Raw genomic sequence first — 22,813 nt, 5'->3', positions numbered from 1 at the left:
CGAAGATTCGAAGATGTAGTAAGTGAAAGCGTATTCAAAAAGCTAAGGAGGAACATGTAGAATGAATATAAATAATTGGCGAAAGTCGCTTTCAATTAATTTGATTAGCGCTCTTATGCTCTCGGCCATCGCCCCTATGGTGGTTTCACCTTCAGTTCATGCAGCGGTTACTGCTGCTCCAGTTACAGCTAACTGGTACACGCAATATCAGACCATGGATGGATTAGGTGCTGCCTATGCCTTCACAGATTCCGTCCATATGATGCAGCTTGCTTCAGCAGGCCATCAGGATACTGTCAGACATTTGCTGAATCTGACATTCAGTGAAAAAGACGGAACTGGACACGATATTGTACGTGTCATCATCGGCGATAACGGTGGCCTCACCACGGCTAATGCGACAGCAACTAGCCCAGGCTTCAACCCTTTGACTGGCTTGCTTGCCGATGTTACAAAACCAGGATTCGATATCCAGAATAATCCGATTCCTATGAGAGGAACGGCCGGTCAGTACGGATATAAGATTGAAGCAAGCGACCGTTTCTATGACGGGAATACAGATAGTATTTGGCCCAACGAGCCTGAACATGCCCCAGGTACATTGGTACCTGTAGAGGGATTTGTATGGGATTCCCCATCTTGGAATCAACCGATTGCTAATGACGATGGAGGCCCTACCAATCTCTTGAGTGCGCCAGGCCAAGATCCTGTAATCATTAAAAACACGCCACGAACACGGAAAGAGCTTTTTGACTTCGATCAGGTATGGACAATGCTTCAGGCTCAGCAGTATGGCGTGAATCAATTCTATGCCTGCACATGGACTGCGCCATATTGGATGAGTAATTCGTCAACCAATGCACCTAACAAGATTATTCGAGCGGACGTTGCTACAATCGATGGAAAGCCAGTAAAAATTTATTACCAAGCTTTTGCTGATTATCTTGTCAATTATATCCGAGGTATGTGGGAGCAGTACGGCATTCCCATTACCGATATCAATCCCTTTAATGAAGTTGACCTTGCAGGCGGAAGCGCTGCCTATGTGACAGAAATTATTGACAGCTACGTCGGTCCTACCCTGAAGAAATCGATGCAGCCAGGCGGTGCGCTCTACGATATTAAGAACCCAAGTGGTAAGATTATAGATTTCATACCTAAGCTTGCTGCTGTAGATGGTACCAACCTTAGTGCGTCTTTAAGCAGAGGCGGCGCAGTATTTTCTGAAACTGACCCGGGTAATGCAACAGATAAAAATCCATATCTCGACACGTTTACGACTCACTTGTATGGCACGGTCGGTATCGGGACAGATGACACGAAACTGTACCATACGGGTGACTTTTCCCAAAGTCCATTGGACTATACCAAGGATGGATCCAAGTATCCGGAATATCTGACGAAATATAAGTTATGGCAAGCCGAATTTATGAATCAAGATACTAATGATGGTTCTGCAGGTGCTTATACGCAAAGGTATAACAATCAGAATATCAATGATGCTGTTCGTTGGTCCAACCTGTTGACCAATATGTTTACCAGTAATCCGGGTTTCAATGGCTTCGTCTGGTGGAGCATGTGGGATAGCAACGGAGCAGATGGTTCCGACCTGATTCGCTTCGCACACACCAATTCCCAACAGAAGGCTGGGCACGCAAGTACACTAACTGGCGAATACCGTTTGTTCAAACGCTTTTACGGCTATGGTCATTTCTCTAGATTTATTAAGCCGGGCGACGTACGCTTTGATGTAACACGTGCACCTGCAACCGATATTAATGTTGTCGGTTTCAAGAACCCAATGAATAATGATTTTGCGATGACAGTGTCAAACGCGAAGAATGATGACAGTGTTCAGCCATTGGAATTCACATTGAAGGACTTCCCAGCAGGTACCTCAAGCGTAACTGTGTTCCGTACCTCGGACAGTGAGAACCAGAAGAAGCTGGCTACGATTCCTGTAAGTAATGGCAAGTTCGTTATTGACATCCCTTCCGCTAGCATCGTTACCATTGTACCGTCACAGGGCACATTTGCCACTTATAACGGTCTTGATGGCGAGCGCGATATTTTCTCTTCCCTTGAAGCGGAAGGAAATGACAATAGCGTACCTGGTACTACAACAGGTAATGCCGGTCGTGCCAACGAGGCAGTCACTTTGAGAAATGGAGACTACCTAGCCTACAAAAATCTAAACTTCGCAGATGGTTCTGCTAACGGCGGTGTGGTTCGTAGACACTTGCTATACCTGACCGCACAGACGAAGGCAGCTAAAGGTGGCAATCTACAAGCATACGTCTTGCCTGTGGGAACATCTGTGAACAACACAGGAGATATCCTATCTCATGGAACAAAAGTAGCTGATATTTACGTGCCGGCTAATGATAAATTTGGCAAGTTTCAGGATATGGTAGATACAGGTGATCTTAGCGCATATGGCCATAAGGATCTCTATATCGTAGCTGCTGCGAGCGGATCCAGTGATACGATTACCGTAGACCGTTTCTTATTCGGAGCCAACGATTCCGATTGGAGTACAGCCGCCAACAACTCAACGGTTTCCATACCAGGCAATATTCTACTTAATGGAGACTTTGATACGACAACAGCCTCCAATACAAACAATTGGTCTGCAGGTCGTTATAACAATGGAACGTTTGAACAGACCGTTACAGGACCAGTTTTAACAGCGGATAACATTCAGAGCTACTCGGGTATATCCCGATATCTGAAAAACAGCAGCACGTCGAAAGTAGCTGGATCTGGAAAAATCGCCAACCGAGTCAATGCCCAAGGGCAGTATGACGGATTGTGGCAAGATGTTACTGGTAAACTGGTCAAGGGAGAAAAGTACAATTTCAAAGGGTACTTCCTAGCCATGAAGACTAATCCAGGAAGCTATGATATTGCTGCTGAAAACCCTGGGGACGTGGAAGCCCAACTGGTATATTACGATAGTTTAGGTAATCAACTAGGCATTACCCCAATCAATGGTCGCGATATGCCTGAACCATACGCAGCTCGTGAGGCCGGGGATCCTGCCTATTGGAATAATGGCCAGTTTGTTGGCCGCATCCTTGAGGGCGGACCACTCAGCTTAACCTCCTTCCAGCCTGTAGATATCAAGATAGCAGACTGGCATGAGACACCTAACCAACCATTCACTTATAGTGAACCAGATGGTACTGCTAAGGTTGTTTTGGCTCTATATGCGAAGGATTCCAACATTCTTTATGCAGATCAACTATCACTAACACCTGATTTGATACCATCGTACAGTGTTTTCGTTGATGGAGCGCAACCTTCCAACTTTGATGCTAATAAGTTTGACTATACGTACACAGTAACTGGAAGTACAATTCCAACTGTAACGGCATCTACGAATGATAAAGATGTACAAGTAAGTATTTCTCAAGCGGATAGTACGCAAGGTACTGCTGTTGTACGTTTTATTAAAGGTCAAAATGTGAAAACCTATAAGATAGCACTTAGTACTAATGAGGTCATAAGTTTTGCCAATGGTCTTCCAACAGGTTGGCAGGTAGCGAACCCAACGGATCCTCAAAATCCCCAAAGTGCTGTAACTTACAGTGCAACGGGAGCATCAATCGCAACTCAAAAAGCGGATACCGATTATCCGATTAGCCATAATATCCTGCAATTCCCGGGTACTGCTAACGGGAACTGGACACTTTCAGCGAAACTCACCGTGAATAAAGCACTAAGTGACGCTTCTTTTGCAGAGAATACACAAATTGGTCTAGGGATGAGCCGAGCTTCCACGGGTGAATTCTTCCGAATCAATGCAAGAAAGAATAGTACTTCTATTAAAATCAATAATTCGGATATGGTAGGCAGCACGCCGCATTCTAATACGACGGGCCAAACAACATTAAGTGGTACAGACTATTATCTTCGTATAGTGAAGACTGGAAATGATGTGCAAGGGTACTATTCAAGGGATAATGGTTCAACCTACTCACCATTAGGTAATACTTCAGCAAATGTTGCGACAACTTTCTCCCCAGAATTCTTTAATGATGCCAAATTGCAATTGTACGCAGCCAACTTTAGTGCTACAGCAGATTTGCAAGCGACATTCTCCAATGTGACATTAGTGAAGACATTGGCTAATTCAGGCGATGTTAGTGCGGATCAACAGGCAGTAGAACAAGCAGCAACGCTAATCGGTACTACGATTACAGTTCCGAATGCAACCGGTGATGACGCAGTAACACTGAAAACAAAAGCTCAACAATTACTTAATAATGATGCTAATTTAATTTCACTTGGGGTTACCGCCCAAATCCTTGGATCAAATGGTGATTATGTACTTAGCCTATCGAAAGGTACCTCAACGATAACTGTAAATGCCTTTACTATTATTGGGCAAGCAGGATTCTCAGCGGCATTAACAGGAACAACGACTGTTACTACTGGTCAGTCGTTTAACGTAAACTATGGACTAGTAAACGTAACACAAGGCGTATATGCGCAGGATGTAACGTTAAACTTTAACGCCTCCCAACTGGAGCTTCAAGGTGTTCAATCCTTGAAAACAGGTGTTACCGTAGCAGACAGTCAAGTTATAGCTCCGGGACAAGTTCGTGTCCTGGCATACTCTCAAGGCGTAGCGAATGCTGTGTACGCAAGTGGGGACCTTCTTCAATTCCAGTTTAAGGCACTTTCTACATCCAGTACGGTAAATAGTTCCGTTTACCTGACAAATGTTAAAGTATCCGACGACATCGGAACGGTTACGAATGTGAATAGCGGTGCGCCGTATACCGTTACCATTGAAGCAATCGTAATCGATAAAACTGCTCTAAATGGTGCTATTGAATCAGCAGTCGCGAGTCTCGATGCGGCAACGGTAGGTTCTCTGTGGGGACAATATCCATTCGGCTCCAAAACGGCATTGCAAGCAGCTGTTAACTCTGCAAAAGGAGTAGCATCGAATGCCACGGCTACACAAGATCAGGTCAACCAGTCGGCCTTGCTGCTTAGCAGTGCACTGCAAACCTTCACGAATTCTATTCTTACACAAGCTACAATCGGTGATTTAGGCTACTTAGCTAACCGCTATAATTTAACTTCCGATTCATCGGACTGGAACGAAATTAAGCGTTATGATAATAATCATAACGGACGAATTGACATCTCTGACCTTGCGTTCATCGCAAGACTAATCCTGAATTATTAAAGCAAGCAATGGTTTCCGGAGGAAGGTTATTCAATACCTTCCTTCCGGTATTTCGGTGGAGAGGATGAAGAAGGTATGCTTAGAAGACAAGGTTTGATGGGTAGTGTTCTTGCAATTATGTTTCTATGCACAATGTATTTGCTTCCTGTATCTCCTGTACATGCGGAGGATTCACCTCAGTTAGTTCTGACAACAACTTCCGACTCAGTAACTGTTGGCAGCGAACTGAAGGTTACTATTCGAGGCCAGCAGCTGAATGACTTATATGCCTATGAGTTAAACCTTACTTATGATTCGACAAAGCTCAAATATATAACTGCTGTAAGCGATGTGAAAAATGAATTTACAGTCCCTACCATACAAAACGGAAATCAACTTCAATTGGCACACACAAGTGTAGGACCCAAAAGAGGATTAGATGGGAATGTTAACTTATATACACTTACATTTGAAAGTCTTTCTGTTGGTTCAGCCGACATTTCGCTTGCTAAGATCACTTTAATTGATTCTCAATTGCAATCTTCAGATGCAGTCGATGTTTCACAAAAAACGATTAGTATTGAGAAAAGCAATAGCGGAAATGGTGGAAATGGTGGTAATGGTGGTAATGGTGGTAATGGTGGTAACGATGGTAGCGGTGGAAGTGGAACCACTGACCCTATTAGTGAACCAGTAAAGATTACAGATGATGGTAAAGGTAAAAAAACGATTGAGCTTCCGGCTGCTGCCAATGAAGTGAATATATCGTTGAACCAAATTGGAAGTGATCCTAAGACACATTTGGAGATTAAGAAGGAAAATCTTAGTGTGGAGCTTCCTTCCGAGGTGCTGCAGCAATTAAGAGGTAATTTATCTCTTGAACAATGGAATGACAGCAGGCTTTTATTCACTATGAAACCTCTTTCAGATAATGAAGCAGATACACTTATAGACAAGAGCCAGCAGTCTTATAATGTTGATTTAAAGCCATCTGGCAACGTATACGAATTCAGTTTGCAAATAGTTACAGGTGGGAATGAGATTACGTCATTGAAAAATTTCACTACACCAATCACTTTGCGATTCAAAGTAGATCCTTCCCAAAATGCTAAGCTAGTCTCCATTTATTATATAGCGGATGATGGAACGCTTGAGTTTATAGGGGGTACCTACGCAAATGGAGTAATATCTGCCGAGATTTATCACTTTAGTAAATACGCTGCTATAGAATACACTAAAAACTTCAAGGATGTACCTAATGTTCATTGGGCGAAAAATGTGATTACGGAGCTTGCTTCTCGGCATATTGTAACGGGTACAAGCAGCACGGATTTCGAGCCAGAACGTCAGATCACCAGGGCTGAATTCACTGCCTTACTGGTGAGAGCACTTCATTTAACCGATAATGGAAATAGCAATTTCTCGGACGTGTCGGTATCAGACTGGTTCTATCCTGAGGTTTCGACTGCGGTGAAGTCAGGAATTGTAGAAGGAAAGAGTGAAACGACTTTTGCACCTCACGCATCGATTACACGAGAAGAAATGGTCGCTATGCTTATGCGTGCTTATGAAAAGCAACACAGTAATGCTGCTATGTCTTCGGTAACCGCTTTTGATGATGAAGACGCTATATCTTCATGGGCCACGACTTATGTCAAGAATGCGCGAGCTTTGCATTTTGTTGAGGGTCGAGAGGGCAATTTATTCATACCTCAAGGAGTCGGAACTAGAGCAGAGGCTTCTCAAGTTATTTATAATTTCTTGGGGCAGTAAAGTCGCAACTCCTACAATTGGTGATTTAGGCGTATTGGCTTAGCACTACAATCAAACTTCTTATTCATTAGACTGGAACCTCTATAAACGTTACGATACAAATCATAGCGGCCAAATTGACTAATAGCCCTTGGGCGCTCCAGTATGAGCGTTCTAGGGCTGTTATTTTTAAAATATTATATTTGAAAGGATAATTTCTATGGAATATTTCGGGATTAATCCTCAAATTGAATTATTCAGCAATAGACACTCCACACCTAATTGGATTATTGAAGATGCGACAACAGATTTTTACGATTTAACCTATATCTTCAAAGGAAGGGCTTACTACTGCATTAATGGAAATGTGTATGAAGTAAATCAAGGAGATCTCCTGTGCATCCCTAAGGGCAGTCGCCGAAGTGCAACCACTGACTCTGCAAATCTAATGACCAGTTACGCGCTGAATATTCAACTCTACGATAAGGAAGGCAAGGATGTTAATCTACCGTTTCCATTAATATCTCATATCGGCGAGCCTGAAGAATTACATTCACTGTACAATGAATTAACATTTGAATGGTTAAAGAAAAATAAAGGTCATGAAATGAAAGCACGCGCATTGTTGCTTATGATCCTTCATTATTATTTCAAGGCTTTATACTATAAAGACAACAATGAGAACATAGACAAACGAATACAGAGATCCATTAGATACATTTTAAGCAACTTGCAAAATCAAATAGAAGTTGAGGTGCTAGCATCCATTGCTGGCTTGACCACTGCATATTTTGGAACTCTATTTAAGAAATACATGGGTGCATCCGTTAAAGAATATATTAACAGAATGAAAATCAATAATGCTGAGAATATTCTCCTTAGCGGTGAATTTACTGTACAGGAAGCAGCTTATAAATGCGGCTTTGAAGATATTTATTATTTCAGTAAGGTATTCAAAAAAATAAAAGGTTTCCCTCCATCCAGAATTTTGATAGAGAATAGTAGGTCTGATCGACAGGAATTTGAAACCCTAAGCAATAGGATATTAATAGGATAGTCTATATTTCTGAAACAAATGCACGCTAAACAACATATAGTGTTGTTCTAACCTGACAAGAACCTTTGATTCTCACTTATTCGGAGGTTCTTTTCGTTGTTGTTATGAGCGAAATAAAAAGTCATCCATAATTTATACAAACGGTATAAAGTTTTTCCATGGATTTTGAAAGCGCTTAAATTTACAATTTAAGTATAAAAAGAAAAAATCATAGAAGCCATCGAGATTATGTAAAAAATACACATAGGTGAGTATACCATATGGAGAGGAAGGATGTAATGAAAACTAAAGCTAGCACAACAACCTCCATTCTTACAGTCAAAGGAGGTGGCGTTGCCTATTTGAAAAGACAGTGGTCACTATATGTAATGATAGTCGTACCAATGGCATTTTTCATCATTTTTAGGTATATTCCGATGGCTGGCGTTATGGTTGCTTTCAAAGATTACAACATATTTAAAGGGATTTGGGCCAGTCCATGGGGAGGGTTCGCAGTCTTTAAGGAAATCTTCGCCATGCCCGAATTTTATAAGGCACTTCGAAACACGTTGATGTTGAACGTGCTCGGATTGCTTACCTTTCCGGTTCCCATTATTTTAGCACTTCTTCTAAATGAACTTCGGGCGCAGTGGTACAAGAAGATTAGCCAGACGTTGATGTATTTGCCCCATTTTATTTCGTGGGTCATTGTAGGGGGGATGGCCATCGAGTTGTTATCAACCAATAATGGTTCGATTAATCATATGTTGATGGCAATTGGGGCTTCCCCCATTCCATTTTTGGAAAAACCGGCGCTATGGATTGCAACTTATGTTGGGGCAGGGGTTTGGCGCAATGCCGGATGGGGAATGATTCTGTATTTAGCAGCACTTACGGGAATTAATAAGGAATTGTATGAAGCGGCAGAAGTGGATGGTGCAACCCGAATGCGTAAAATCTGGCATATTACTTTACCAGGCATAAAGCCTACCATTGTCGTCCTGTTCATACTTCAGATTGGTAATATGGCCAATATCAGCTTCGAGCAACCTTATGTTCTGAAGAACTCATATGTGATGGATTACGCTCAAGTAATCAGCACTTATGTATATTCTGTAGGGATTCAATCCGCAAGATTTGCACTTGCAACTGCTGTCGGTTTGTTCCAGTCCGTAGTCGGATTAATTCTTCTTCTGTCGGCAGAGTTCATTTCGAGAAAAATCAATAATCAAGGCATTTTTTAATGGGGGTACATCTATGATTCAAAATCCGGCTGAGAAAATAGGCAATACGGTTATTATGCTTCTACTGGGCATCTTTTGTTTGTTCTGCGCGGTGCCCATGATCCATATTTTCTCGTTATCGCTCAGTGGTAATCGGGCAATCATGTCTGGCGAAGTGACATTATGGCCGATAGATTTAAATTTCGAACCGTATAAGAACGTATTTGGTGACCTAAGCATGATCCGCTCGCTGTTGTTTACGATCTGGCTTGTTGTCATTTACACAATTGTGAGCTTGATCGCCACGATCCTAGCTGCATATCCACTTAGCCGGCGGAATTTTAAGGGGAAGAACATCCTGTTCGCTCTAATCATCATAACGATGTTCTTTAATCCAGGAATTATCCCAAACTACTTGTTGATAAAAGAGCTTCATATGTTGAATAGCGTATGGTCGCTGGTCTTACCTCTGCTCATTAATGCATTCTTGTTAATTATCCTGAAAACATCGTTCACCCAGATCCCAGCTGAACTAGAAGATTCTGCCTGGATGGACGGTTGTGGTCATTTACGCTATTTGATGAGAATCGTGCTACCGTTGTCATTACCGATTTTAGCGACATTGGCTTTGTATTCTGCGGTCGATCGATGGAACATGTTTCAGGATGCGCTGTTCTATATTAACGACGCACACCTATATCCGATTCAACAAAAGCTATATGAGATCGTGATTAACAGCCAGGTGAACGATGCCATAGCCCAGGAAGGATTTGGAGGTTCTTCTCCAGTGCCAGAGAGCTTGCAGGCGGCAAGCATCATGTTCGCAACTGTGCCAATTTTACTTGTATACCCATGGCTCCAACGTTATTTTATCTCTGGTATGCTTGTGGGTGCAGTTAAAGGCTGATAGCTGTCTCGACCGTTTCAAGCGGTTGAATTCACTATACACTTAAAAGATTAAAGGGAGGATTACGCATGCGAGTAAAATTTCGCAAAACCATTACAGTAGCAATGGCAGTTTTAGCGACGTCTGCTATCGCGCTGGCAGGCTGCAGCAATTCACAAAACAGCCCAAGTAACTCAGCTACTCCGGGAAGTTCGACAGTTGCGAGCGAGACCCCGAAAGGTCCACCGATCAATTTGACGGTTGAGCTATTTGATCGAAGTAATGCGCCAGCAGGCGCACCGCCAATCACTGACAATTTCATGACGCAGTATGTTCAGAAGAACTTCGGAGATCCGAACAATATCACGGTTAAATTCATCACTGTCCCTCGCTCCGAGGAGGTCAAGAAATTGAATGTATTAATGGCTTCCGGAACTGCGCCCGATCTCGTCTTTACGTACGACAAGCCAACTGTTCAAAGTTACGTGCAAAGCGGTGGCATTGCGGATCTTGGGGCAGCGATTGAGAAATATGGACCACAGTTGAAGAAAGTGCTTGCTCCAACACTGAAGGACGGCGTTTTTAACGGCAAGCAATTTACCATTCCAGCGTTACGGGTTATCCAATCGCAAACGACAAGTATTATCCGTAAAGATTGGTTGGATAAATTAAATCTGCCTTTGCCGACGACGACGGATGAGTGGTATCAAACATTGAAAGCGTTTAAGGAGAAGGATCCGGGTAATACTGGCGGAAAAGTGATTCCTTTTACGTTGATAGATATGTTCCATATTAAACCATTGACCAACTCATTCTGGGATTGGAATAAAATTACCGAAGAGGACTTGTTCGCTGATCCAGATGGGTGGACATTGCCTGGTAACAAGGATGCATTCAAGTTCCTAAACAAACTATACAACGAAGGCCTGCTCGATAAAGACTTCCCGCTTGCGGCAGACTTCAGCCAGACATTTAACAAGCAAGTCGTAGGCGGTCTTGCAGGTTCTGCCTCACCGAACACAAACGATCCTATTTACAGTGGATACTATGCAAACCTGAAGAAAAACAATCCCGAAGCTGTTCTCGCGACGATTGATCCGTTCAAAGCATCGAACGGCAAGTATCCTAAACCAATATATTCTCCTAGCGGTGTTTATCTGATGGTTCCAGCAGCGAGTAAAAACGTTGATTCAGTTATCAAATATTTGAACTGGATGGCGGAACCGAAGAATCTTATCGCGCTGCAATTCGGACAAGAAGGCGTTTCATACAAAATAGGTGACGACGGCATTCCATTTGCTTTGACAACGCCTGAAGCTAATCAGATTCTATTTAATAATCAAGATTACGCCATGATTATGAATGGCAAATACGTGAGTACGGACACACCAGAAAAGAATATGGCAGCCAATGCGACCGACCCGCAATTTAAAGACTTCACCATCAGCAGTATTAAGACGGGTGCACGTGACGGCTATACGGGCCCGCGCGTGGACATTCCAATTCAGGCTGAAATTAAGTATTCGCAGATTCTGAACGACAAGGTCAAGCAGATGCTTGCAAAGATTATTACGGCCAAGTCTACCGAAATCGACAGTATCTATGATCAGCAAGTTAAGGATTGGAAGGATGCGGGAGGTGAGGCCGTCATGAAAGAAAGAAGACAAGCGTATCAACAATCCTACAAGAAATAATTCTATGCAACCTAAGGAACTCGGTTATCTCTCAATGAGGGAACCGAGTTTCATCTTTCCACCACTGTTAAGAACCAGCCAACGTAGCGCCGGATATTTTCGTTGTGACCTTCACAATCCGAATATCAAGGGGTCTTGATGAAAGTAAGGCGAACAGAGATCATGAACTAGGGTCCAAGTTGTAACCGCTTTCTAAAAAAATACAAATGATCTATTATCCATCCATGGAGTTAATTCTAAGGTTTGTATATCATAATATTAATAGTCAATACAGAGTGGCAGAGATAAGAAAATAGTCTACACCGTCGGTGACAAACAGCTGGGCTGCATTCAATTGTTAAGGATGTAGAAGGTCGAGACCTTGTATTCGCCTCGGAGAAAGCGTTTTCGCAATCTGCCCAACATGAAGAGGGAGGTGTTTATATTGATCGTCAAGCCCGTACGACGTAACCCAAGGTACACGTGTTCAGTAAGAAACGGAGGCATATTTGATGGTCAATTCATTAAGAAATCCAAAATCATTAACAAAAACAACATTTTTATCGGTAAAGTTGTAAAATTTTCCGATATTTAAAAATTTGGCGACTCTAAACCGAGATTGTAGAGGTTGCCTCAAGAAAAGGAGTAAAACCAAGATGAACCGTGAAAAACCATTAATCAACGTCTCCCGCATGCTCGTAGTCATCATGCTGTTCTCTTTATTCGCATTTGCCCCCGTCCCGGCCGCTGCGGCCGGAGGCGAACTGACACATGAACTGAACGACCTCATTGCACAAGCCGAAGCTTTAAAAGCTGGCAACGAGGAATTCCCGCTCCAGATTAGCCAGACTGACGTTGGAACCGATGTGAACAAAGCTTTCCCTTGGGTGTACGCTGACGAACTCAAAGATCTTAATAACGCGCTTGCGTTCGCGCGCAATGCGCTCACTCCTGCCGGCGAAGCCATAGCCAGCCTCGAAAACGCAATAGAGAGTTTCACTGGAAAAATCAAAGCAGACGGTTCAAATCCCTATTTCCGTCTTGATCCGGGTCCTGGTAAAGTACCTGTAAATATTACTGCGCCAACCAATGTCTGGACCTCAAGAACCCCGCTTGACAACCGTGTCCCTGCTGACTTTGCTGGTGGTACATACAAAATGATTCCATATCCGTTCGCAGATTCCCAAGGAAAATCTGATGTGCTCCAGATCAATTACGTCCATAATGGAAAGACCACCTTCGGAGGAATGACTCTTCAGTCTCCGTTGTCTCCAAGTGTAGATGTTCCCGCAGGCTCAAATATTGAGTTTGATGTGTTCTATCCCAAGAGCGCGCAAGGAAAATTCATGAGGTGGAGAATTAGGAATGCCGGCTCTGACATCGATTCCTATCTCAGGGAATACGAGTACAACAACCTTAACCCTGACTGGATTGGCTCCTTCAACGGTGAAACTTGGTTGTTGAAGCACACAAGCATTACCGCCACAACAGGCACCTCCTCGAACTTCATTCTTGAGCTCCATGGCGAGAATGGGCGTCCAGCAGAAACGGGTATGCTTCTTGTCGGCAACATCAAAATCACCGCACCGGACCCTAACGGCGTTGCGCTTCCTAACGTTGTTAACAAGGAAAACCAGAGTGTCGTAACGCCTTTAAAGAATGTTTACAACAAGCAGAATGGCACGTTCATGGTCGGTACGATCGGAACTGGAGCAGTAACCGGAACCAGAGCTAATCACTATGAAATCTTTGTCGACGGCAACAATCTCAAGGCGGATGCAACGCATCCCCGCGGCCCGAGCTGGTTGAAAAGCGTTACTGGCGAGGCTCTGAGCGGTGCAACCACCACGCCTGGTGTAGGTGAATACAGTTTCCCGACGAGCTCTTATCAAGCAATCAGGGATTCCGGAACTCCTGGACAGTATAAGTCTCACGCCCACGTTTTGGCATGGTACAACCAGGCCCCTGCATGGATGAGACAGATGATTCCCTCGACCCTTACCTTGGGATATAATGGAACAACCGATTACTACGGATTGGGCAACGGCGTTACAACTACGGTTAAAGTAGACAAAGAAATGGCCAGAAGAGTGCAGTTTAACCACACCATGTATGTAATGCGACACTTCCTGACCACAGATACGAAGTATGGCTCAAGTGTATCTCGCGGAGTAATTCCCATCCATTCATGGGATGTACTTAACGAAGAGGTTCACGAAAGCCGTCACAGCGAAACGATCCCCGCGGATCCTAACAGCTGGAGACAGTCACTCAAAAATACGAACTGGCTTTCTGCCATGTCGGATGATCTAATTGGCGGCGATATCACCGAGCATTACATTTACATGCTCTTCAAAAACGCACACATCGCGGCCCCTAACGCCAAGATGGCGGCGGCTTACAAAGCCAACTACGCTAACCTTCCGGCGTACATGAAGCTCGATGGACACGACAACGTTGGCAGCATTGATGCGTATATCGTGAATGATCCTCCGAAACTGACCTATAACGATTACGACATTTCTAATCGCACCAAAGCGAGAACTGTATACAACATGATTCGCGCAGTGAACACCGCATGGCTCTCCGATCCACTGTATGACGGAAGACCCCTTATCGAAGACATGGGTATTCAGGGACACGATTCGATTGGAAAGACGCTTGCAAGCGATAACCAATATGCCATGGCCCTCTATGCTTCTCTCATTGACGAAGGCCTTCTTTCCGGTATTGCCTACTCAGAACTTGACCTTAAGATGCCGACTAACACGCCAGGCGGCGGAGCGGTCGCACCTGCAGTGCTGAATGTTAGACAGTCTGACGCTCTTGGTTATGAGTACGCCCTGATGTACAAACTGTTCAATAGGTTTGCCCCTTACATCGATCACATCATCAGCTGGGGTGTAGCTGGTTCAGGATGGCAGGGAAGCTATGTACTGTTTGACAGTCAGAGTAATGCCAATGCCGGCTACTATGGCGCCGTGAATCCGGACAGATTCGTTCTTGGACATGCATACATGGATGATTTCTTTGCAGGCGAATACGAGAAACTTCAGAACAGCTACGGGATTGACCTGGGTGATCTTGGAATCTATACACCCGGTAATGGAGAAGCGAAATCGCTTACAGCAACAATCGCAGCTGGCGACAGTGCGACACCTGGAAGTACTTTCACAGCAGTTGTTAGCCTGGATAGCGTGACACAAAGCGTATACGCACAGGATATCACATTAAGCTACGATTCCAGCGTATTTGATTATATCAGTGCATCAAGTGCAAACAGTAACATTCAGGTTCTGAGAGAAGATACGGTTACCCCTGGAAAAGTGAGAATCATTTCCGTTAATATCGGAGGGCTAACTGGAACCAGCACAGCTGTTTTGAATGTAACCTTTGGAATAAAGGCCGGTATTCAGAATACTACTGGGATCATTGCAGTCTCTGAAGCGAAAACTGGCGGTTTCGATGGAACCGTAACTACTGCGGTACCGAGCAGTAAGACTATTACCATTAGTGCTGTACCACAGGATAAAACTGCTTTGATTGCAGCTGTTATGAGTGCACAGACGCTGTACAACGCGGCTGTAGTCGGTACTAAACCTGGCCAATATCCGCAATCGGCTAAGGATGCATTCAATGTAGCAATCAACGCAGCAATTGTTGTAAGAGACGACACGAATTCTACTCAATCACAAGTAGACGGTGCTCTCGCAGCACTTAATAGTGCCACCGACACCTTCAAGGCCACGGCTTACAGGTCGACAGACATTAGTGGAAAAGATGGAGTCCCTGATGGAGTCACTGACGTAGGTGATCTTGCGACGGTTGCTTATCACTATGGCAAGAACTCCACCAGCGCAGATTGGGCAAAAGCGAAGGTTGCTGATATGAACAACGATAACAAAATTAATATCTGGGATCTTGCGTATGTCGCAACCAACATCAAGTAATTCGTTAGTTATACCCTATCTGTAAAATAGCAATCTCAACTACAAAAAACTGCTGCAATGAAAGAGGCGCAAATACCATAGGCCCTGGCCTGTTTCTCCAGTCCGACTGGATTATCGGAGGCTGCGACGGGACGCTGGACAGAGGTATGCAATGGCAAGGTTTATCGCTTTGGGTGACTCTCCGACACGGAGCCAATATTTGGTTGCCGTCGACCTTCATGCCGACGTTGCCTGGCAAATTGTTTTTCACACGGCAACTGGCAGGTCCGCTTGTAGCCGAGTCTAATTAATGCTGATTATGTTTACTTTGCTGGGCGGTGCCTGTATGTTTTGAGCGATCACTGTGGTGCAGTCTTGTCACAGAAGACGCAGAGAAATACCAAAAAAGTCTACAGGGCTGATCAAGAATCAATGATTCGGCAAGGAATTGAAGCCATGCATATGATCAAAAAGGGGCAAGTCGAATGTAATCATTCGTCACCCCTTTTTGTCGTTCAACTCATCCATCAATTGTTCGGTTTAACCGCATCGAAATTAGGATTGACCGAACGATCGGCTGGTTCTATTTAGCAAAATCGGTAGCCTGTTCCGTACTTTATAATAGCGAGTTTACGAACTTCACCTCCGGAAAGCGGCTATCCGGTCCTTTCATTAAGGTTCCGCCTTGATTTTTCAGATACATATCGAAGAAATCCAGCATATAGGCATTGATAACGGAGTTCGCTCTATCGGGCGGAATCTTTCCTGTAATGCCCAGGATTTTGAAAATCGGAGAAATGAACTGTATGTCGGTAAAATTCAAATGCTCCGTATTGTCGATATAGAGGAATTGTCCCCCTGCGGCAACTGTTTCGCGCATCCGTTCAAGTTCTAACTTTTTGTCTTCCGTTACTTGATCCATCCACGCTCTTGTGTTGCCCATACGTTTAAGCTCTGCCTCCGAGTAGGCATGGTTATCCATCACCATCTTTAATCGTTCGAATTCGCTTTCCGAGTTCATGAATAAAAACGGCTTTCGCATACTCTCTCTGTCACGCAGTCGATAAAGCGCTCCATCCAGGTCTACTCCAACCGCGATTCGCGGATCGTAAGAAGCGTCATAAGCTGTCGCTCCGCCGATGGAATGACCGAACACCCCGACATGACCGAGATCAATCCTCCCTTTTAGATGACTTGGTATCTGCCCCGATTGGATGAGCTCGAATTGGTCCAGCGCAAACGCCACATCGTCGGTTAAAATTTCTCCCAACTTGTCGCGATTTCCGCTTTCCGTCTGGTAATCATGGTCGGGCGAAAATAAGTCGTTGGTTGAGCTGGTCGTGATTCGACCGTCTGGAAACTCGGTTGCAAATGTATTGTAGGTGTGGTCGATCACGGCCACGATATATCCGTGACTCGCGAGATTTTCGGCTTGCGACGTGTGGAGGAACCTGGAAGAGCCGAAGCCGGGATTCGCTAGGATCAGCGGGTATGAAGTCTGTGCGGAAGAGACTTCGGCCACCGAATAAGCATGACTGGATACGTACTTCAGATGTTGCAAAGTAAACCCGGGAAGGCCATAGTTTGCAGCCATATAACGTAAAATCCGGGTATCGGGAATAAAGGGAGCGTACTTGCCGGTGCCAGCTTGAGCCGGATACCATACCTGAACCATCAATTCTCTCTTGCCACCTCTGGCTTCGTCGAAAATCTCTTCCCTATTTGTGTCCACGAAATGAAAAGATTGCGTTCCTACCTTAAATTCGCCTGTCGGTTCAGGTAGTTTCCATACAGGAAAAGCATACATAAGACCCGCTGTTACGACTAGCATGATCGCTATAGCGGTATAAGCTGAACCTAAAATGAATCGTGGGATTTTTTTCGGGCCGGTTTTTTTATAATAGCGATAACCTGAAATGGCTAAAAAAATGATCGTTATGCCATATGGGAAAAATAGCTGAACTCTGTATCCTTCCACCGTCCAATGAATGAGCAGTAATAATGTGGCAATCCCACTTGCAACGAATACTGGAATTCTACGATGTCCTTTTTTTAATAGGACGGTTAATGCAAACAAGCCGATGTTTGACAAAAAAAGCAACAGTTCAAACAGCCTCATATCGATTCTCCTTTAATAAATTTCTGTTATTATTTGTTCTTATCTTATCCTGCCAGGCTGGCCTTCACTATCGATTTGCCTTACATCTACCTTACAACTTTGTAATTCGGATCGCGGTATTGAGGACTCGTGAAACGGGTTCTTTCAACTTGAAAGAGTGCCGCTTAAAGTTATAATAGATTACAACAGCAACTAATCCAGCCTTATTCAAACCATAGAAACACAGTACCGGCGAAGGCAGGCTGGTGCTTTTAAATCAGAAGAGGAGCCAAATCCTATGTTTAGTATCCTGATTGTAGAAGACGATCTCAAGCTGGCGCAGATGCTTCAATCATACATGGAGAAATACGGGTATCGAGCCGAAGCGGTCCAGGAGTTCGACCGAGTTATGGAGGTGTTCCAGGACATTCGTCCGGCTCTCGTGCTGTTGGACCTCAATCTGCCCCGTTACGACGGCTATTACTGGTGCAGGCAAATCCGAACGGTATCCACCTGCCCGATTTTGTTTATCTCCGCCCGCGACGGCAAGATGGAGCAGGTCATGGCGCTGGAGAATGGGGCGGACGATTATATCGCGAAGCCCTTCGATTATGAAGTGGTCATGGCCAAGATCAAGAGCCAGCTTCGCCGGGCTTACGGCTCGTACGCCCCGGGCAAGAGTGAACGGACCGTGGAATGCGCAGGACTTGTGTTGTATCCCGAAAGGCTTGAGCTGACCTTTTCCGGAAAAACCATTGATCTCAGTCATAAAGAATCCTTGCTGATGGAAACACTCATGGAAAGCAGCCCCAAGGTGGTCAGTCGCGATTGGCTTCTGGATAAGCTGTGGGACGGTCAACAGTTAGTTGACGACAACACGCTTAATGTCAATATTACGCGCATCCGCAAAAAATTATCTGAGCTCGGCGTTGAAGAAGCGTTGGAAACCGTGAGGGGAGCCGGGTATAAATTGCGGCCTTTCTGGAGGGAGGAGCCATGAGGCTGTTTTGGAGAGAGCATATTCCATTAGTGGTCATGTATGCCGGACAGCTTCTGCTGACTGTTTATATGTGCCGCTTATCCGGGTTCCGAAATACTTTCGATCTCGTGTACATCTGTATGGTAAATACGGCCTTGTTCGTTTTTTACTTGATATACCGCTATATTCGCCATTTTCGAATGTATCAGAGACTAACTCGTCCTCTTTCGTCCATTGACGAATCAGTCGAATTTGTCGGGCATGCACCGCTTGCGGATGCACTTGGGCATCTGCTCCAGGGGAAGTATCGTCTTTATCAGAACGATATTTGGCGATATCGTAAGAAACTAGACGATCACATCACCTTTATCAATCAGTGGGTGCACCAGATGAAAACACCGCTATCCGTTATGCACCTTGCGGTTCAGAAAGAAACCGACCCCTTCTTTGACAGCATGCGAGAGGAAATAGACAAGCTGAAGAAGGGGCTTGACACGGTGCTGTATACCTCACGATTGGATGCGTTCGAGCAGGATTTCGTGGCAGAGCCGGTACATCTTCGTCAGCTGGTCGGTAAAGTGGCAGCTGAACACAAAAATTTATGGATCCGCAATAAAGTCTTCCCGGAAATTCAGGTGGATGATCGATTGATGGTCATGTCCGATGACAAGTGGCTTGCCTTCGCGCTCGGCCAATTAATCACCAATGCGGTGCGGTATTCGGCCGGCGCAAGCAACCGTGTCCTGATTACCTCTGAGGTGCGCGGACAGCAAGCCTTTCTTGAGATTCGGGATAACGGCGCCGGAATCCCGAAACAGGATGTTAAGCGGGTGTTCGACGCGTATTTTACAGGGGAAAACGGAAGAAGGTTCGGCGAATCCACCGGCATGGGCCTCTACCTGGTTCGGGAGATCGCCTCAAAGCTTGATCATCGCGTCGAGCTTGAATCCGAGCAGGGACAAGGAACAGCAGTACGTATATGGATGGGAATCGCGCATGTTCAAGCTCCATGAACATGCTTTGTTTTATTACAGCATTGTAAGATTGGTTTAAGAATAATCGATGGGATCGCGACCCAGGATCGGTTATGATGATGCGAGAGAGCATTGGGAATTCGAAATTCCGACTGTATGAAAGGAAGAATACTTGAGATGGATATGTTAATCGTGCGCAATCTGGGAAAAGTTTATGATGGCAACATCGCCTATAGGGCGATGAGCGACATGAACCTTGTTGTCGAGAAAGGCGAGTTTGTCGGCATAATGGGTCCTTCAGGCAGCGGCAAAACAACGCTGCTGAACGTAATATACACAATCGATACGCCAACCTCCGGGGAAGTGTTGATTAATGGAGAAAATCCCCATTTGTTATCCAAACACGATCTGGCTCTGTTCCGCAGGCGGAAGCTGGGCTTTGTCTTTCAGGATTTTAATCTGCTAAATACGCTGACCATCGGGGAAAATATCATTCTCCCTCTTACACTGGATGGGAAAAGCGTGAAGGAGATGGACGCCAAGCTTCATCTGGTGGCCGATAAACTGGGCATCACCCAAATTCTGAATAAACGAACCTATGAAGTGTCGGGAGGGCAACTACAGAGGGCCGCCATTGCAAGGGCCATCATTCATTCCCCTTCGCTGCTACTGGCCGATGAGCCGACAGGAAATCTTGATTCCAAATCATCACGTGATGTCATGGAAATGATGGAGGTCATCAACCATACCGATCATACGACGATGCTGCTGGTCACTCATGACGCGCTCGCGGCTAGCTATTGCCACCGGGTCGTATTCATCAAGGACGGTCGGCTCTATAATGAATTTTACCGGGGGAACAACCGGCAGGCTTTCTTCCAACAGATTATCGATATGCTTTCGCTAATGGGAGGGAATGCACATGAGCTTTCACCGCTTCGTGTCAAATAAAAGGAGTTCACGACTTGTGATGACCATTAAGCTAATGGATCGGGAGGGTCAATATAATGACGTTGCGACAATTTGCCTTCCGCAATGTTAGCCGGAACAAACGAACGTATGCCGCTTTTTTTCTGAGCAGCACGTTTTCGGTGATGATCTTTTTCATTTATGCTGTTTTTATTTTTCACCCTGCCATTAAAAATTCCGGTTTCAATTGGTCGGCAGCCCAGGCAATCATGGTAGCGGAATATATCGTCTATGTGTTCTCTATCTTCTTCGTATTCTATTCCGTCAGTGCCTTCCTGAAATCCCGCAAACAGGAATTCGGCGTTCTCATCATACTCGGCATGACCTACAATCAGCTGCGATGGGTCGTCTTTATCGAAAGCATGGTGATCGGTTTCGCTTCCATAGTGGCAGGTCTTGCCGCCGGCATGCTGTTCGCTAAGCTATTCATGATGATCGGGGCCGATGTCATGCAGATGAGCCCGCTGCCATATTACTTGCCAAGCAAAGCAATTCTGCTCACTCTGTCCGCATTCGTGCTGTTGTTTCTCGTCATCTCCGCATTCACTGCCGCATTCGTACGGGCCAGCAAGCCGATCGATCTGCTGAAAGGCGGCGCCAAACCGAAGCCTGAACCTAAATCATCCGTTTTTCTTTCAATGACAGCGGTTTGCCTTCTTCTTGCCGGATACATCATATCGTTCCTGGTGAAAGGCGCGACGGTTGTTTTCGCGCTTTTGCCGGTCACGGTCATCGTCATCATCGGCACTTACTTGTTGTACACACAGTTGAGCGTGTTTGTGATCCGCACTTTAAGAAGCAAGCGCTCTGTCTTTCTGCGCAAAACGAATGTGCTTGTTTTTTCCGACATGGCTTACCGCATGAAGGACAACGCCCGCATGTTCTTTCTCGTGACGATCGTTTCGACAGTCGCCATTTGCGCCATGGGTGGCTTGATGGGATTTCTGGAAACCATCCACAAACAAATCTCGGATGCGTACACGTTCGCCTATAATTACATCCAAACCAACGGCGATGTCGGGCAAGCAGCCTCTCAAACGAGAATAATCGAGCAAGTGCTCAAAGAACGTGGAATTCGTTATGATAAATGGTCCGTCCATATTGCAAACTTCGATTCGATAAATGGACAATCACTGAACTTTATCCGCCTGTCCGAGTATACCCAGCTTGCCAAAGCCTTGGATTACCCGGTACTGTCGCTGCAGGGAAATGAAGCAGCGACCATTTGGACCATGAAAAATCAGTCGTTTCCGGAACACGAGTGGTCAGTGAAGGGAACATCCGTCACACTGGACATGAAACAAACCATCGGAAAGGCGGTCACGCCTCCCATTGTCGATGAACCCCTGTTGATCGTTCAGGATCGGATGCTTGACTCCTTTGGCAATCCGAAAAATGATCAGCTTTTTACCGCTTACGATACGGACAGCGCCGATTCAACGGCGGACACGGGGGAGGCCATCGCTGGGCAGCTCGGTTATGCACAAACTTCCGGTTTTTGGTTCGCATCTCCTGCCTATTTGGAGGAACAGATGAAGCGAACCTATAATCTGATGCTTTTCGTCGGGGTGTTTGTCAGTTGCGTATTTTTTATTGCCTCGGGAAGCTTTCTATATTTCCGGCTGTTTACCGACCTGAACGATGACAAGATGAAATACCGTTCCATAATGAAGATCGGGTTGACCGACAAGGAGCTTGAGAAAGTGGCGAGTATACAGATGGCGTTGTTGTTTTTCGTACCGCTCGCGGTCGCGTTTATCCATAGCTCGGTTGCGCTCTACGCTCTGCATAACCTGCTCCATGCGCCAGTGATTCATTCAGCCATGACGGTCTGCATCGTTTTCCTTGCCGCACAATTCCTGTACTTTCTACTGATCCGTGCCCGTTATTTAAAGCATTTGAAACAATCAGCGGGCTTTAACTGATTGCCCTATTTTCGGAGAAGACCTTAATAATTATATTTTATGGCTGATAAAGTTGTTCTATATGCTTTCTGAAACAACGAAAACGGAGTACCGCAGGTTTGCGGGCTCCGTTTTCTAATTAATTATGGAATATCACAATTTTTTGTTGCGTTGATAAACACAAACTCCTAATTCATTTCTGAACTGT

At 45.0% G+C, this 22,813-nt stretch carries 13 protein-coding genes; 12 read left to right on the top strand and 1 reads right to left on the bottom strand.

Annotated features, from left to right (window positions below):
- Positions 1-61 precede the first annotated feature (61 nt).
- The 8 genes from GC096_RS08165 to GC096_RS08130 all read left to right on the top strand — a co-directional run bounded on the left by GC096_RS08165 (position 62) and on the right by GC096_RS08130 (position 16,272).
- The gene (locus GC096_RS08165) at positions 62-5,203 is read left to right on the top strand and encodes a cohesin domain-containing protein (protein ID WP_171629735.1); all 5,142 of its coding nucleotides are present in this window, start codon (positions 62-64) and stop codon (positions 5,201-5,203) included.
- A 75-nt stretch (positions 5,204-5,278) separates the two neighbouring features.
- On the top strand, positions 5,279-6,955 hold the full coding sequence (locus GC096_RS08160) for an S-layer homology domain-containing protein (protein ID WP_171629734.1): 1,677 nt from the start codon (positions 5,279-5,281) through the stop codon (positions 6,953-6,955).
- 199 nt (positions 6,956-7,154) lie between these two features.
- Complete coding sequence (locus GC096_RS08155) at positions 7,155-7,991, top strand: AraC family transcriptional regulator (RefSeq protein WP_171629733.1); 837 nt, start codon at positions 7,155-7,157, stop codon at positions 7,989-7,991.
- Between the two features lie 278 nt (positions 7,992-8,269).
- Positions 8,270-9,214, top strand: coding sequence for an ABC transporter permease (locus GC096_RS08150; protein WP_171629732.1), 945 nt, complete (start codon positions 8,270-8,272; stop codon positions 9,212-9,214).
- A gap of 13 nt (positions 9,215-9,227) precedes the next feature.
- A complete protein-coding gene (locus GC096_RS08145; RefSeq protein ID WP_171629731.1) occupies positions 9,228-10,100 on the top strand; it encodes a carbohydrate ABC transporter permease in 873 nt (290 codons plus the stop codon).
- Between the two features lie 68 nt (positions 10,101-10,168).
- Positions 10,169-11,773, top strand: coding sequence for an extracellular solute-binding protein (locus GC096_RS08140; RefSeq protein WP_171629730.1), 1,605 nt, complete (start codon positions 10,169-10,171; stop codon positions 11,771-11,773).
- Between the two features lie 635 nt (positions 11,774-12,408).
- Positions 12,409-15,702, top strand: coding sequence for an endo-1,4-beta-xylanase (locus GC096_RS08135; protein ID WP_171629729.1), 3,294 nt, complete (start codon positions 12,409-12,411; stop codon positions 15,700-15,702).
- Positions 15,703-16,032: 330 nt separating this feature from the next.
- On the top strand, positions 16,033-16,272 hold the full coding sequence (locus GC096_RS08130) for a hypothetical protein (protein WP_171629728.1): 240 nt from the start codon (positions 16,033-16,035) through the stop codon (positions 16,270-16,272).
- A 25-nt stretch (positions 16,273-16,297) separates the two neighbouring features.
- Here GC096_RS08130 and GC096_RS08125 read toward each other — a convergent pair whose 3' ends face one another.
- Positions 16,298-17,800 carry an alpha/beta hydrolase family protein gene (locus GC096_RS08125; protein WP_171629727.1) on the bottom strand — a complete coding sequence of 501 codons (1,503 nt, stop codon included), beginning with the start codon at positions 17,798-17,800 and terminating at the stop codon, positions 16,298-16,300.
- 277 nt (positions 17,801-18,077) lie between these two features.
- Here GC096_RS08125 and GC096_RS08120 point away from each other — a divergent pair, with 277 nt between their 5' ends.
- The 4 genes from GC096_RS08120 (at position 18,078) to GC096_RS08105 (ending at position 22,626) form a co-directional block, all read left to right on the top strand.
- Complete coding sequence (locus GC096_RS08120; RefSeq protein WP_171629726.1) at positions 18,078-18,779, top strand: response regulator transcription factor; 702 nt, start codon at positions 18,078-18,080, stop codon at positions 18,777-18,779.
- On the top strand, positions 18,776-19,771 hold the full coding sequence (locus GC096_RS08115) for a sensor histidine kinase (protein WP_171629725.1): 996 nt from the start codon (positions 18,776-18,778) through the stop codon (positions 19,769-19,771). Before GC096_RS08120 ends, GC096_RS08115 begins: the two co-directional genes overlap by 4 nt.
- Before the next feature lie 138 nt (positions 19,772-19,909).
- Positions 19,910-20,683: an ABC transporter ATP-binding protein gene (locus tag GC096_RS08110; RefSeq protein ID WP_171629849.1), complete on the top strand. Its 774-nt coding sequence runs from the start codon at positions 19,910-19,912 to the stop codon at positions 20,681-20,683.
- Between the two features lie 56 nt (positions 20,684-20,739).
- Positions 20,740-22,626 (top strand): FtsX-like permease family protein, encoded by a 1,887-nt coding sequence (locus GC096_RS08105; RefSeq protein ID WP_171629724.1) that lies wholly within the window; start codon positions 20,740-20,742, stop codon positions 22,624-22,626.
- Positions 22,627-22,813 lie beyond the last annotated feature (187 nt).

Source organism: Paenibacillus plantarum (assembly GCF_013141695.1).
GTDB lineage: Bacteria > Bacillota > Bacilli > Paenibacillales > NBRC-103111 > Paenibacillus_E > Paenibacillus_E plantarum.
This window is presented reverse-complemented; position numbering and strand designations above follow the sequence as displayed.

Bases quoted from the DNA above. Each gene is read 5' to 3' on its own strand.
- GC096_RS08165 (WP_171629735.1), top strand. From the start codon at position 62: ATGAATATAAATAATTGGCGAAAGTCGCTTTCAATTAATTTGATTAGC.
- GC096_RS08160 (WP_171629734.1), top strand. From the start codon at position 5,279: ATGCTTAGAAGACAAGGTTTGATGGGTAGTGTTCTTGCAATTATGTTT.
- GC096_RS08155 (WP_171629733.1), top strand. From the start codon at position 7,155: ATGGAATATTTCGGGATTAATCCTCAAATTGAATTATTCAGCAATAGA.
- GC096_RS08150 (WP_171629732.1), top strand. From the start codon at position 8,270: ATGAAAACTAAAGCTAGCACAACAACCTCCATTCTTACAGTCAAAGGA.
- GC096_RS08145 (WP_171629731.1), top strand. From the start codon at position 9,228: ATGATTCAAAATCCGGCTGAGAAAATAGGCAATACGGTTATTATGCTT.
- GC096_RS08140 (WP_171629730.1), top strand. From the start codon at position 10,169: ATGCGAGTAAAATTTCGCAAAACCATTACAGTAGCAATGGCAGTTTTA.
- GC096_RS08135 (WP_171629729.1), top strand. From the start codon at position 12,409: ATGAACCGTGAAAAACCATTAATCAACGTCTCCCGCATGCTCGTAGTC.
- GC096_RS08125 (WP_171629727.1), bottom strand. From the start codon at position 17,800: ATGAGGCTGTTTGAACTGTTGCTTTTTTTGTCAAACATCGGCTTGTTT.
- GC096_RS08120 (WP_171629726.1), top strand. From the start codon at position 18,078: ATGTTTAGTATCCTGATTGTAGAAGACGATCTCAAGCTGGCGCAGATG.
- GC096_RS08115 (WP_171629725.1), top strand. From the start codon at position 18,776: ATGAGGCTGTTTTGGAGAGAGCATATTCCATTAGTGGTCATGTATGCC.
- GC096_RS08110 (WP_171629849.1), top strand. From the start codon at position 19,910: ATGGATATGTTAATCGTGCGCAATCTGGGAAAAGTTTATGATGGCAAC.
- GC096_RS08105 (WP_171629724.1), top strand. From the start codon at position 20,740: ATGACGTTGCGACAATTTGCCTTCCGCAATGTTAGCCGGAACAAACGA.